The organism is Acinetobacter sp. ANC 5054, assembly GCF_002135295.1.
GTDB lineage: Bacteria > Pseudomonadota > Gammaproteobacteria > Pseudomonadales > Moraxellaceae > Acinetobacter.
On record NZ_NEGG01000012.1, the window covers coordinates 84650 to 98860 of the forward strand.

The following is a 14211-nucleotide window of genomic DNA, read 5'->3' on the forward strand; positions in this document are numbered from 1 at the left end:
AAATGAATTTGACTAAAATTGCAGTAGCCTTAGCTCTAAGCAGTACCTTGGTGGGCTGTGCGGCTGTGGTTAAAACACCATACGAAGCACCTGCAACAAATATTCCATCGAACTTTAAATATGGCAAGGCAGTGAGCCAGCAAATTCATGCTGATGCTTATGCAGATCAATGGTGGACACTGTTTAATGATGCGCAGTTAAATCAATTGGTCAATCAAGTTTTGGCAGCCAATAGCGATTTAGCCGTGGCTGGGATTAACTTGCAACGTGCACGCTTACAAGCAGGGCTAGCTGAAAATAAGCAAGGTCCTCGTGTTAGCTCAAGTGTATCGACTGGGCACAATATTGATTTGAACTCTGGGGATGATTCATCTAAAGGTTTATCTACCAGTGCAGGCGTAAGCTATGAACTGGATTTATTTGGACGTTTGGCAAGTCAAACCGAAGCGGCCAAATGGGAAGCTTTGGCAACTGAGCAAGATTTACAAGCGACTGCGCAAAGTTTAATTGCCACGACTGCTAATCTGTATTGGCAGCTCGGTTATTTAAATGAGCGCTATAGCATTGCACAGCAGAACTTAGCCAGCACGCAAAAGACTTATGATCTGGTCAAAGTTCAGTACAAAGCGGGTGCTGTTTCAGGTTTAGATTTGACGCAAGCTGAACAATCGGTTCAAAGTCAAAAAGCCACTTTAAGCCAAATTTCTCAGCAAAAGGTTGAGACACGTACTGCTTTAGCCGTGTTATTACATGAGCCTGTGCAGCAATTAAATATTTCTGAACAGCAAAAATTACCTCGTATTGCACTACCGACCATTGCAGCAGGATTGCCTGCGGATTTGTTATCGCGTCGTCCTGATTTAAAAGCCAGTGAATTACGTTTGCGTGAAACTCTGGCAAATAAAGATGCAACTAAAGCCAGTTATTATCCGTCGATTAGTCTGACAGGTAGTTTAGGTTCGAGCAGTACGTCTTTGAGTAATTTATTGCAGAATCCTGCACTCGCTTTGGGCGCAAGCTTAAGCCTACCCTTCTTGCAATATAACGATATGAAGAAAGATTTGGCGATTAGTGACTTGGACTATGAAAAGGCCATTGTTCAGTATCGTCAGACCTTGTATCAGGCTTTTGCCGATGTGGAAAATGCTCTTTCCAACCGTACGGAGTTAAGCCAACAAGTTGCTTTACAAGAACGTAATGTGCAATTGGCAGAAAAGACTGAGCGTTTGACTGAAGTTCGTTATCGTAATGGTGCGATTGCATTGAAAAACTTACTTGATGCACAGGAGACCACGCGTAATGCACGACTGTCTTTGGTTCAAACCAAGCAAAGTCAATACAATGCTTATGTGACCTTGATGCAAGCTTTAGGTGGGAGTCCGATTAAGCAGTTGCCTTAATTCCTATATGTAAAAAAGCCCTGAGGGGCTTTTCATCTAGTCATTTTCATTAAAAGTATAGTTTAGACCACTAAAAAAATAGAATATTTCAAGGTATATTTCCAAAATATCAACATCATTAGAATTTTTGCATAGTAGGCGAAGGCTTAGCTGCAATCACGCAAATCCTAGATAAAAAATTGATTTTTTTTATAAATATAAAGATATAATCAATCCTGATTTTGGAAATTATGCACACTGAACTGTCAACCAAACGAAAATAATTCAATGAGCTTCTAATACAAATAACTCAGCAATTAGATTTAGTTATTAACAAAATTGATATTTATCAATTACTCCTGACATATTAGTATCTGTTTTATATTTTTTCCGCGATATTAAGAATGATGAAACAAAAAATAATTGCTTTTCTCTTTTCTAGCCTAGCCTTGACTGCATGTGCTAAGAGCTCACCTGATAACCTTCAAAAGAATAATGGTCAACAAGCTCACACTGAAGTCTCTCCAGAATTACAACAGCAGATTAATCATTTACTAGAAAAAACTAAAAAGAACATGATTTTTGTGGAAGGTGGCTCTTTTATGATGGGGGATTTTGATCATTATGACAGCAAGATTGATAGTAAACCTGTTCACAAAGTAACTTTGGATAGCTTTAGCATGTCTGCTTATAAAGCCACTTATGCAGACTTGGACATCTACAGTGCTGCAACCAATACCCCTCAAGTCGGTTCAACTGAGTCTCACTCATCACAATTTAGATATCCAGTTTCCTCTGCAGGTGTTTCTTGGCAAGAGGGACGAAATTATTGCCAGTGGTTAGGCACACAACTAAAACTTGACATAGACCTCCCGACCGAAGCTCAGTGGGAATTTGCTGCTCGTAATAGAGGTCAAAAAATTCATTTTCCAACTAATACAGGAAAAATCGAAAATGGCGTAAATGTATGGAGTTTTAAACAGCGACAAGCATTATTTCGTGAATTTAAGTCTATTGGCGCTGAAATTTCTGTAATAGGCAGATACCCAGCTTCAGCACTAGGTTTTTATGATTTAATTACAGACAACTATGAATGGATGCTCGACTGGTATGCAGCAGATTACTATCAACACTCCCCAGAAAAAAACCCGCAAGGCCCTAAAGCAGGAACTGAGAAAGTCCTACGTAGTGCTAAACCTCTAGATGGCCAAACCTTGCAGATGGGGGAAGGTTTAACTGTACGACGTAGTCATGCTCACCCAGTACAACCAATCGATTTCTATGACGAATTCAAAGGTGTTATCAATCCAAACTTTGACAACTCTGTACGCTGTGTAGTAAACCAAACTAAAAAAATTATGTAGTCTCACCCAATACAACTCTATCAAGTTTGATAGAGTTGTATTTCCTGATCTTCAAATGGCGCTAGAATATCTAAATTTGATGCTAAAATAGCAGTATTGTCTGCATAACCACCCATATAATCTAACTGTTTAAATTGCATATCATCTTGATTATTTACAATTAAATGATTCAAAGGGTAGCCTCGTATCGGTTTTGCCTGCTTACGGTATTTGAGGAAATCTTTTAACCATTGGTTCTCTCGACCACCTGCGTAGTCTTGCCGCGAATTGAGCGCAATAATAATATCTTCAGCAATACTGGCATCTTCACCATAGTTTAAAAAGCGAATAATATCCCCTTCAATTTTTTGCATATTACTTTTGGACTGGGTTTCAGCACGAGGATGCACATGTTGAATGACATTCATCCATTCCTGAGTGGAGATACAGGTTTTAAATATATTAATAATGGCATTTTTACGTGTTACAAAACGGTTAATCTCTACATCTAAACCACTCATGCTAACCGTCATATCAAACAAAGAAGCTGTACGAGTTGTCCAGTGTGTTACCCCATAGATCAATATTCCCTTGGCTTCAGGTGAAGCAATGACTAAACCTTCTAAACCGCTGGGTGAGTTGATATTCATAGCGGCTCTATAACGTTGTTGGTCGGAAGATATACCCTTAATCCAAATACCGTAGCCGATGACTAATTTATTGACATTTTGTGTCAAAGGATGATTATCTCCAATACAATAAGCCAATATTTGCGCTAAAGCAGTGAAAGCTAATTCATTAATATATAAAAGTTGTTTAAATGACGCTTGTAATAATTGACTTTTTACAAACAGCGCAAAATGCCACATTTGCTTAAAATCAACTTCAAAGTCTAAAGCTCCCTTTGCCCCAATCCCCCAACATACATGCATAGCCACACGAAATTTAAATTTTCCACCTTCAAGAAATATTTGAAATTTCCCCTCAAACCCACCGCCAATGCTTCCACCCAGCGTCGGTGCAGCAGAGGCTAAATTAACAAACTTAGCCGGACTTTCTGTTTTATCGTTATACCACTCTAAAGAGCCCAAAACAGTAACACCAATTTGAGCTCCACCAAATGCTTTTACTTCGGCTGTCACTTGATTTTCTGTTGTTTTGTCAAAATCTGTATCAGTAGGTTCTAAAATTCCGCGGGAAGTAGCATTAGTACGCCTCGGTGTCCGTGTAGTAGGATAAACGACTTGAGGTGCTCCAACAGTCATTGGCAAATCAACCGATAAATTACCCGCCAATCCAATATTTGCACCAGCAAAACCATGTAGACTGCAACCGCGAATAAAGCGAATAGTGCCTAGTGCCATATCTTCTAGCTCTAGATTCCAACCATTTTCACTTGGATAAAAGCTTCTCCATTCTTTTTGCTTTTCAAATAATACAAATTTTGCAGAGAGATCGCCTTTTGCTCTAATTGAGGTTCCTTTATTAGTCGCATGTATTGAAGCTTCACCTCCATTTCCAGCAACTAAGCGCATCCATTGCGACTCAACACTAACATTGACCCCATTACTATTTTTATATTGTTCTGCAATTTCTCCACCAATCCCACCTATCATATCGTAGATAACTTTTTCATCATCACCAAATTTCTTTTTATAAATTTCTACGCTTAGTTGCTCTTTTAAATCATCGAAGCTTTTCTTCATATCTAGTAAGTCAATTTCTATATCACCATCTTCTTCATAGTTCCTAGATTTAATCGCTGCAGTTTTTATTTTTATTTTTGCTTCACCATTTAGTCGCTTTGACTTTAATTGATCATATTCCTTCGCCGTTAAATATTTTCTTAATAGTTGTTTTTCCCCTGTTTTAGTATCTCCTTTGGTTTCTAAAACCAAAACTTCTCGCAAATCTGCTTTATTTCCAAATTTTTCATTTATTTTTTCTATCGCTTTTTGCTGATTAATATTTAATCTTTTTTCAATTTCTTCAATTTCAGCAGTAGACCTAGCAGTAGAGCTAGACAAATAGTTCATTTTTTCGTCTAATTCATATTTTGCACGATGTATATTTTTTATAGAATCTTCTAAGTCACGCGTTATTTTTTCAAATGTATCGAAAGCATCCTGAGGTAATATTAACAATTCATCAGTATGGGGATTGACTACAATTGGTATTTTTTTAGCTTTACCTAAGCCTACAGTAGTATTTTCATTCGGGCTGCTCCCACCCATTGCTATACCTATACGAATTTGATTAATTTGATTTTTATCAATACAAGTGATCGGGGCAAAAAATTCACTCTCTTTATCTTGATTTCCTATTTTATATTTAACCTGACTACTTTTGGTAGTGAGTGCGATTCCTGTTACCCCATTTTTTTCAGCACTCTTTGGAAAATTATTTAAAATTGGCTTGTTATTATTTTTCTCAAATACTTGATATTGAATATTAGATATAGGTTTTGACTGTGAATTCATAAACTGAAAAACAGAATACGTCTTCAAATAAAACTGCTTAGGTTTAGAAATTTTTTTTGTGCATTTTTTTTTATACTCAGTATAACTATTGCCTAAATCTTTAAATGACCGCTCAAATGGTTCAATCAAACCATTACTATTATTTAAGTTTTTATTTTTCAATATTTCTGCAAATTTTGGGTCTATTGGCTTACTACCCGATAATTCAAAAACTGATTTTTGAATGTTAATTTTTCCGATACCATTGTTTGAAAAAATTCCCTTTGTAGAATTCTCTTTCATTACTTTTATTGTATTTCTTAATTCTTTCTTTTTTAATTCATATTTCTGTTCACTTGGAAATTTAGAGTTTTCAAGTAACTTATCTTCATCAATGACAATAATATTACTTACATCACTTTTAGAAAATAATGGGATCATCCATTCACTTTTAGCTGAATAAGGACTCTTAAATCCATCAACAAAAAATCTTAGTTGGCAAATACTTTCTACTATTACATTTTTTGTTTGCCCATTTTCATCAGTTACATCCTGTATCTCTTTAACTACTTTGTTATTTTGTATTATTTGTACTTTGTATTTTACTTTAGAGAGCGAACCGCCGCCCTGCTTACTAAGCTGAATTTTATTATCAACAACGTAATATTTATCCATTTTCTTATCCAATTTAGTTATTTTGCATAATTTTATATTTTGAAGCGTCTTTATCTGAAATATGCACACCTATTTGCTCTGGACCATCAGTTTCAAATCTTTCCGTTCTACCATTAGCATCCGTCTTACCAATTTTTTGCGTACCATCAGATTTGAAAACTACATATTCAATACCTTGTCCTGGCTTGCCAAATTCATCGACAATTTCAAATGTTAAATAACAAGGTGACGAATTTAATTTAATTGGTGGAACCTCTACCTTTTCCCCTTCCACAAACTTATGCTGCCCCGCTTTCGCTTCAAACTTTCCACCCGTAGTCGGAAACACGCCCGAACCATTTAGTTTGATTTGCGATCCGCCCGCAGTTAAGTTTATTTCTTTAGGACTGGTAATATAAACCGTATCTTCAGTAGAAATAATTTGAATGCCTTTACGTGCAATGAAGTCTGCACCATCACCTTGTGCCTGAATCTCAACCTTCCCCTTACCTGCAAATGCTCTCAATCCTTCTTGTGCTGCAAATAAACTGATTTTTTTACCGGCATGACCAATTAAGGATTTTTGCGCGGAAATGTTGATACTCTCTCCCGCAGTGTGGCTCATCAAACCAACTGCGGAAATGTGTACATCTTCATTACTGCTTAAAGCAATCGAATTGGGTGAAGCCAATACCATGACAGCAGACTTAAATTCCGCTGCCTTCTTCTCATCTTTTTGACTTAAAACTTCGATAAACGCTTGAAGCCCCTCCAAAACGTCCAGTGGGTCAGTCTGCTGATTCTTGGCGACTTCACTTAAAGCCTTAGAGTTCTTTAAGGAACTTTCAATTTGGCTCTTAGCTTCATTTACGTCTAAATGCTCGCCTTTCGCGCCATCTTGTTTATAAGTCGAAACCAATAAACCCTGTCCTGCCCGTACTGCACCCCATTGGTCGGTACGTAATTCAAAACCTTCACCACGATCTTCACTTTCAGGCTTGTCTTTCGGATGACTGAGCTTACCAAGATTCAATTGGCTCGTGCCGTGGCTGCTTTGTAGCTGTGTACTGATTTGCCCTGTTGTATCATCAAAGCGAAGTTGACCAAAGCCCTCACCTGCCACTTCTTTTGAACGGATCCCAGCAAGCTTTTTGGTATCTGGTAATTTACCTTTGTTATCAAACTTGGTTGGACTGCGCTGTGCTTCATGGATACGCCCCACTACAAATGGACGATCAATATTACCGTCAAAGAAATCGACTACAACAATTTCACCGATTCTTGGTAAAAAGCGTGCGCCATAACCTTCACCGGCCCAAGAGGTCAGTACATCCACCCAAGCCGAGTCGGTATCGTTGTTATTGGCACCTGCCCCACCATCATGTCCATGGTCATCACTACGGGTAAATAGGAATCGAACTTTGATTCGTCCCCATTCATCGACATGGATTTCCTCACCCGCAGGGCCAACCACTTTGGCGCGCTGTGGATGTGTGGCTGGGCGATGCGCTAAGGGATTATATTCAGGAACGGTCGAAATATTACGGCGTTGTAAGGCCAGTGTATTGGCTTGACGCTCATCAACATCACTTTGCTTCACCTGCCACTGACTCTGATGAATCAGCTGCGTCACTTGATCAGTTAAATCTTTGGGTAAATTATTTTGGTTATAGAAGGATTTCGATAGGATGAGAAACTCTTGATCAGCGCCACGATGTTGATCAATTTCAGGATGTTCATCCAATTTAAACCAATAGCCTACATGGGTATCACGCACTGTCGATTTGGCGATAAATTGCTTGGCTTGAGCAGCATAATAATCTGTTAAATTTTGATTAATGCGCTCAACTTGGCTGCTACTTGCTGCAGTTGCCCCATCTTCACCATTCAGGTCTTGCATCCAAGCAGGACTGACATGCCAAGCCTGTTCTAGGCTTAAACTTGCATTGTCTTGATTTTGGCTATGGCTATGTTTGGTTTGTACTGCACCACCACCTTCATCTTGCTCTAAAATATCGGCCTGCCAACGCTGCACATGCACAGAGGTCGGCTGCAAACGACGCTGACCAATAAAACTGGTCATGCTATCTTTCTTTTCAGTTGCACTGCTGCGGTGAAAGCGAATATTGCGACGATCTAGAGCCTGATATTGACTATTTTCATCAATCAAACGTAGCTTTTGGGGCTGTAGCGGTGCAGACGAGGATGCAACAAAATGCTGAGCTTCATCAACCAACCAATGAATCCCTTCACTGCGCAGTAAACGGCTAATAAAGTCATAATCCGTTTCATTACTTTGCATAATGAAGGGTCGGGTATCATAGTCTTGTTGCAAGCCGCTCAGATCGAGACTGAGACTTGCCGCAAACAAGGCGCTCTTTTTTTGCCATTCTGTGAAAATAGTCTGCACCACATCTTTCACAGATTTATTCATAAATACGCGACTATTACGACGCTTATGCCATAACGCGGTAGCATCTTGTAATGTGAGTCGGTACAGCGTTAGCGCACCATCACTTTGTCCCTGAAATGCCTCAGTAATGATGCCGCTTAAACGAAATAATTGTCCTGTGTCTGTAACTTGGTCGATCGCCACCTGTGCGCCAATAAACTGTTTCAGTTCGAGCGTGGCAGAAGTAGACAAACAAATGAGCTGAACATTGAGCCCTTCACTTAAGGCATGTTCCCCATCAATACGTTGTATGAAGACTTGTTCATTGAGCGCTGTGTTGGAAAATTGAATGTGCAAAGCACGTTTCTGTGGACTAATGCCCAATTGCTCAAGCGCAGCATAAATATTATTCAACATAATTATTATCGATAATCAGTTTTTTATAAAATGTGCCGAGCATTTAATCAAAATAACTCATATATTCCAAGACCTTCTACAGTTGCTTTGTTTGGTTTTATGTAATCAAAAACCGATAATTTGGCTAAAAAAGACCCATTATGCTCAATGGGTCTTCATTTATTTAGCGCAGAGTCACGTAATTTTTTACTGTTAATTTACATTTAAAAAAGCATAAATATTTTCTAATTGCTCCTGCGCCTCCACATGCCCTTGCAATGCTGCTTTTTGTAAATACTGCTGCGCAACTTTAAGATCCCGTGTCACGGAGATACCATGAATATAAAAATAACCTAAACGGCTTGAGGCATCAGCATTCATCAGCTTTGCCGCATTTTGATAGGCATCTAATGCCTGTATTAGATCTTTTTCTACACCCAAGCCTTGTTCATACATCTGCCCCATGTTGTACATCGCGACAGGATCCCCCTTATGCGCTGCATCAGAAAGGCAACTGAATGCTTCTGCTAGATCTTGGGGCTGTAATTGGCCTTCTAGGTGAATGATGCCGAGTTGGGTCAGTGCGTCTCGATGTCCGAATTTCACAGCTTTGACTAAGGCGTAGTAAGCCAATTCGGGATCAGCCTCAACGTCAAAGATCAGATGCTCTGCATAAACACGGTACACATACCAAGCGGCATCTTTAGAACCTTGCTCCATGGCTTTATTTAAATAACCCAAACATTTTTCACGGGTCGGTAAAGGGAATTCAGCAAGTGCATACATCCGACCAATCACATAGTTTTGATCGGCGACACAGGTCAACTGCATATTCAATTCTTCTGATGCAGCTTGAGCTAATAATTGCTGAGCTTTGGCGATATTTTGTGAAATACCAATCCCATGAAAATAGCACAGCGCCAGACCGACTTGATTTAAAAATTGGGGGCGAATTTGATGTGCGGTATGCATCAATTCATAGGTTTTTTGTGGATCATCACTCACCAAATATTTTTCTAAATAAAGCGCTGCAATGATCCCAATTGCCAGCACATCTTGCTCATTTGCAGCTTCCGTTAAAAAGCGAAAACCTAAGGTTTCTTTTTTTTCTAAATACCAACCATGAAAATGCGCAATCCCCAACAGCCGATTGGCCACAGCAATTTTATGCTCCCGTGCTTGCTGCAATAAATCGTGATACACACGTTGCCGTTGATCAATATCGATCTGCCCTTGTAAGACCGCTTGATAATAATCATATAAATACTGCTGATCGCCCAGTAGTAAACCACGTTTTAAATAGGTTAATGCCTGATGCTGATTTTGCGGGAAGTATTGTCCCTGCTGATACATCTGTTGTAACTGATGCAGTGCAGCTAAATGATCTTGCTGTGCGGCTTCAAGTAGATATTCCAGACCTAAGCTGATATTTGGCTCTGCACGATTTAAATAATGCTGTGCAAGTTGATATTGCGAATTTGCATGACCTTGTTCGGCATTTTTTTTCAATAAATCGAGTTGTTGCTCCATTACGTGCATCTGATCTTGTGGGTCGAGCTCAGCCAATCGATATTGTGCATCAAGGTTGCCACGTGCCACAGCATGTCGATACCAATATTGGGCTTTCTCGATTATTTTTTCACTCGCACCGTACTGACCTTCCGCCATTTGCCCCAACACATAAGCCGCTTCATCACTGCCCAAGGAAAAGGCTTTTTCCAATAAACGCTGTGCATTTTCAAAACTGACATCACGTCCAAGCCCTTGCAAATGCATTTGTCCCATAGCCAAATAAGCCTCTGGAATTTCATGCTGTTTCGCCATATTTTGATATAGCTCATAGGCCCGAGCATAATCGGCAGGCACATCTGCCATTAAGCGTTCAGCGTATTTAAGCTGCGCGTCTAATTGCTCTAACCACAAATCATGCCCGACTGCCTTGGCCTGATCCCGATGGACAGGATCTGGTCGTTTCCACATCCAAAGTGCAAGTGCGAGTATCCCCAAAATCAGTATCAGTAAAAACCACATACTAGCCCCAAAATTCAATATTTTTAATTATTCCTTCATTGTGTCTGATTTTAATTGCATATACAAAAAAAGCACCTCTTTCGGTGCTTTAATTTTTCCTAAAATGCGATAGCTGTCATGCTTTTAGCCGTTTAGCATCTAATTTTTTTAATACTTCAGCGACAGCCACCATCGCAAAGCTTGATGTCACGACAACAGCAGAACCATAACCACCACAGCGTAGCCCAGCACTTGGACAAACATCGGCACTGGAAAATGGATTATCGATAGAATATACGCAGGTAATGCCAAATTTTTCTTTCGGTTTTTTACAAATACCTTTGCCGCGTAATTGTGTACGCAATTTCGCCAACATCGGGTCTTGTTCAGTCCTGGATAAATCCGCCACACGTATTTTCAATGGATCGAGTTTACCGCCTGCACCGCCTGAAACGATCAGCGGAATTTTATTGAAACGGCAATGCAACATTAAAGCAAATTTGGCTTTAACATCATCAATGCAATCTAAAATCAGGTCCGGCACATTTGCCAACATATCTTTCACATTTTCAGGCGTTAAATAGTCATCGACCAAATTAATTTTGATGCGTGGATTAATCGAACGACAACGCTCTGCCATCACTTCAATTTTTTCACAACCTAATGTTGAAGTCATGGCGGGTAATTGACGGTTAATATTAGATGCTGCAACCACATCCATATCGACCAAGGTCAACTCACCTATACCTGTACGCGCCAAGGCCTCAACCGCCCACGAACCTACGCCACCAATCCCTATCACCATCACATGACTTTTTTCATAATGACTAAAGCTATCTTCACCATAAATTTTAGCCACACCTGCAAAGCGGCGGTCATATTCATCATCGAGCGGGAGATCAGTCATGGATTTCGTGTTCAGCAAAGAGATCAAAGCGGCATTTTAACAAATCTAATAGAAAGATGCTTAATCACATCCTTTAGCGAAAATGGATGAAATAAAAAAGAGGCACGAAGCCTCTTTTTTATACACAGCAAATTAGTCTTTATTCATGATAAAGAAATATTCACGATAATATTTCAACTCTGCAATCGAGTCGCGAATATCATCCATCGCCAAGTGAGAGGCATTTTTCTTTAAGCCGCTCATAATTTCTGGACGCCAGCGTTTCGCTAATTCTTTCACTGAAGACACGTCAAGGTTACGGTAATGAAAATACTGTTCCATTTCTGGCATCAAACGATGTAAAAAGCGACGATCTTGGCAAATCGAGTTACCACACATCGGTGATGATTTTGGCGTCACCCATTTTTTCAGAAACTCTAAAGTTTGTTGTTCTGCATCTTGTGCCGTCAATTTACTGCGGCGCACACGTTCAATGAGGCCAGATTGACCATGTTGACGAGTATTCCATTCGTCCATAGCGTTGAGCACGCGGTCAGATTGATGCACCGCAAGCACAGGACCTTCTGCCAGAATATTCAGGTTATCGTCCGTCACAATTGTAGCAACTTCAATAATCTGGTCGTTATCTGTATCAAGACCAGTCATTTCAAGGTCAATCCAAATGAGGCGGGTATCAGGTGTGCTGCTCATAAATGTGCAATCTTATTAGGCTGTAAAAATGAACATAGTAGCAAATTTATTGGCGCTGCGCTGTAAATAGACCCCGCTTTCATGCTATTTTTGCCATCTGGTTTTCATGGTTTTTTAGGATATGAATGGCTTTAATTCGTAAGCGTCGCTTGACTGAACAGCAGCAACGCCGCATTCAGAAACAACATAAATCTCGTCAAGAAGAAGTTGATACGTCTGCTGACTTAGAAGGTTTAGTTGTACAGCATTATGGTCGACAACTTGAAGTACAAGCCCTGTCTACGCCTGAACATCATCCTGAAAAGCCTACAGTTCAAGATGGCGAACCCGAACCGCATTGGAAACCGATTGAAATCGGCAGTGTTTGGCGCTGTCATACCCGCACCAACCTTGAACTTTTGGTGACAGGTGATCGAGTTAAATGGCAAGCCGATCCGATTACCGGTTTAGGTATTATTACCGCCATTCATCCACGCAAATCGTTACTGACTCGCCCTGACCGTTATCACAAAGTTAAACCTGTGGCTGCCAATGTCAGTTTAATTGTGATTGTTTTTGCACCACTGCCTGAGCCTGCTCCAGGCTTAATTGACCGCTATTTGGTGGCCTGTGCAGATGCAGATATTCCTGCACTCTTGGTCATGAATAAATCGGACTTATTAAAAGATAACGATCCTATTCTTAGCTTGTTAGATGAATACCGAAATTTGGGTTATGAAGTTTTACAAACACAGTCGGATGGCGATTTAACTGAATTATCAAGCCGTCTTTCTAGTGAAACAGTAGCCTTTGTTGGTCAGTCAGGTGTCGGTAAAAGCACCTTGATTAATGCCATCGTTCCAGAAGCGGCGCAGAAAACCAATATCATTTCTGAAAACTCTGCTCTAGGACAACACACCACTACCTCAACTCGTTTAATCGCTTTTGGTGAAGGTTCAGCTTTAATTGATTCTCCAGGTATTCGCGAATTTGGGTTGTGGCATTTAGAACTTGAAAAAGTTCAACAAGGTTTTCCTGAAATAGAAGCGCATTTGGGCTATTGCCAGTTCCGTAACTGTACGCATAAACATGAAAAGCAATGTGCACTACGTCTTGCTGCTCAAAACGGGGAAATTTTACAGCGTCGTCTCGATAGTTATTTACGTTTAATTGACGAAATTACTGAAGCGCAGCAAAAAAATTAATTTTTATTCAACAGTAGCCCTTGAAGGGGTGATTTTGATCACCATATTTATGAGCTATACTTTGGGCAATTTTAAATTGTAATTAGGTGAATTGTGGAACGTTGGTTCGAGTTTATGGGGAATCACCCCTTCTTATTTGGAACACTGGCTGTATTAGTCGTGCTGTTCTTTATTCTGGAAGGCCAGCGTAATGGTCGCAAAATTTCACCGCAGTCATTGGGTATTTTGGTTAAAGCTAAAAATGCACAACTGGTTGACTTACGTGATGCGAAAGATTTTCGTGAAGGTCATATCAGCGGAAGCCGCAATATTCCATATAGCCAACTTACAAAACATGTTGAAGAGTTAAAAACATCTGACCGCCCAATCGTGTTTATTTGCAACCTTGGCCAAGTGGCAGGTTCTGCACTTCAACAAGTCGGTCATGCCGATGCATATCGTCTTGATGGTGGTATTAGTAACTGGAAAGCTCAAGGCTTACCTTTAGTTAAAAGTAAATAAAACAGCGTTTTAGGAGATTAACATGGCTGAAGTTACGATTTATTCAACAACAGTATGTCCTTACTGCGTTCGTGCAAAACAGCTCCTAGAGCGTAAAGGCGTGGCTTATAAAGAAATTAATTTATCCAATGAAGCGCCTGAAGTACGTGTTGAATTGATGCAACGCACCAACCACCGTACTGTTCCACAAATTTTCATTAATGATCAGTTTATTGGCGGTTTTGACCAACTTTATGCTTTAGAGCGTGAAGGCAAACTCGACGGCATGCTGTCTTAATTTTATAGATCATCACCTC

Annotated in this window: 10 protein-coding genes; 5 read left to right on the top strand and 5 right to left on the bottom strand. The window is 39.8% G+C overall.

The window, feature by feature from the left end; all coding sequences use genetic code 11:
• Positions 1-8 precede the first annotated feature (8 nt).
• On the top strand, positions 9-1400 hold the full coding sequence (locus B9T33_RS12650; protein WP_171263641.1) for an efflux transporter outer membrane subunit: 1392 nt from the start codon (positions 9-11) through the stop codon (positions 1398-1400).
• A gap of 383 nt (positions 1401-1783) precedes the next feature.
• Positions 1784-2743 carry a formylglycine-generating enzyme family protein gene (locus B9T33_RS12655; protein ID WP_086179265.1) on the top strand — a complete coding sequence of 320 codons (960 nt, stop codon included), beginning with the start codon at positions 1784-1786 and terminating at the stop codon, positions 2741-2743.
• Positions 2744-2763: 20 nt separating this feature from the next.
• Here the strand turns inward: B9T33_RS12655 and B9T33_RS12660 are convergent, their stop codons facing one another.
• From B9T33_RS12660 to orn, 5 genes are all read right to left on the bottom strand, one after another.
• On the bottom strand, positions 2764-5856 hold the full coding sequence (locus tag B9T33_RS12660; protein ID WP_143224015.1) for a hypothetical protein: 3093 nt from the start codon (positions 5854-5856) through the stop codon (positions 2764-2766).
• Positions 5857-5869: 13 nt separating this feature from the next.
• Entirely contained in the window at positions 5870-8644 is a 2775-nt protein-coding gene (locus B9T33_RS12665; RefSeq protein ID WP_086179267.1) for a type VI secretion system Vgr family protein, read from the bottom strand.
• A 192-nt stretch (positions 8645-8836) separates the two neighbouring features.
• The gene (locus B9T33_RS12670; protein WP_086179268.1) at positions 8837-10654 is read right to left on the bottom strand and encodes a tetratricopeptide repeat protein; all 1818 of its coding nucleotides are present in this window, start codon (positions 10652-10654) and stop codon (positions 8837-8839) included.
• A 115-nt stretch (positions 10655-10769) separates the two neighbouring features.
• Positions 10770-11540: a ThiF family adenylyltransferase gene (locus B9T33_RS12675; protein WP_086179269.1), complete on the bottom strand. Its 771-nt coding sequence runs from the start codon at positions 11538-11540 to the stop codon at positions 10770-10772.
• Between the two features lie 132 nt (positions 11541-11672).
• Positions 11673-12230 carry an oligoribonuclease gene (orn, locus tag B9T33_RS12680; RefSeq protein ID WP_086179270.1) on the bottom strand — a complete coding sequence of 186 codons (558 nt, stop codon included), beginning with the start codon at positions 12228-12230 and terminating at the stop codon, positions 11673-11675.
• Between the two features lie 125 nt (positions 12231-12355).
• Between orn and rsgA the strand changes: the two genes are divergently transcribed.
• From rsgA to grxC, 3 genes are all read left to right on the top strand, one after another.
• Complete coding sequence (rsgA, locus tag B9T33_RS12685; RefSeq protein ID WP_086179271.1) at positions 12356-13414, top strand: ribosome small subunit-dependent GTPase A; 1059 nt, start codon at positions 12356-12358, stop codon at positions 13412-13414.
• Between the two features lie 93 nt (positions 13415-13507).
• Entirely contained in the window at positions 13508-13915 is a 408-nt protein-coding gene (locus B9T33_RS12690; protein WP_086179272.1) for a rhodanese-like domain-containing protein, read from the top strand.
• Positions 13916-13937: 22 nt separating this feature from the next.
• Positions 13938-14192 carry a glutaredoxin 3 gene (gene grxC / locus B9T33_RS12695; protein ID WP_086179273.1) on the top strand — a complete coding sequence of 85 codons (255 nt, stop codon included), beginning with the start codon at positions 13938-13940 and terminating at the stop codon, positions 14190-14192.
• Positions 14193-14211 lie beyond the last annotated feature (19 nt).

Bases quoted from the DNA above. Each gene is read 5' to 3' on its own strand.
- grxC (WP_086179273.1), top strand. From the start codon at position 13,938: ATGGCTGAAGTTACGATTTATTCAACAACAGTATGTCCTTACTGCGTT.
- B9T33_RS12670 (WP_086179268.1), bottom strand. From the start codon at position 10,654: ATGTGGTTTTTACTGATACTGATTTTGGGGATACTCGCACTTGCACTT.
- rsgA (WP_086179271.1), top strand. From the start codon at position 12,356: ATGGCTTTAATTCGTAAGCGTCGCTTGACTGAACAGCAGCAACGCCGC.
- B9T33_RS12675 (WP_086179269.1), bottom strand. From the start codon at position 11,540: ATGACTGATCTCCCGCTCGATGATGAATATGACCGCCGCTTTGCAGGT.
- B9T33_RS12655 (WP_086179265.1), top strand. From the start codon at position 1,784: ATGATGAAACAAAAAATAATTGCTTTTCTCTTTTCTAGCCTAGCCTTG.
- B9T33_RS12665 (WP_086179267.1), bottom strand. From the start codon at position 8,644: ATGTTGAATAATATTTATGCTGCGCTTGAGCAATTGGGCATTAGTCCA.
- B9T33_RS12660 (WP_143224015.1), bottom strand. From the start codon at position 5,856: ATGGATAAATATTACGTTGTTGATAATAAAATTCAGCTTAGTAAGCAG.
- orn (WP_086179270.1), bottom strand. From the start codon at position 12,230: ATGAGCAGCACACCTGATACCCGCCTCATTTGGATTGACCTTGAAATG.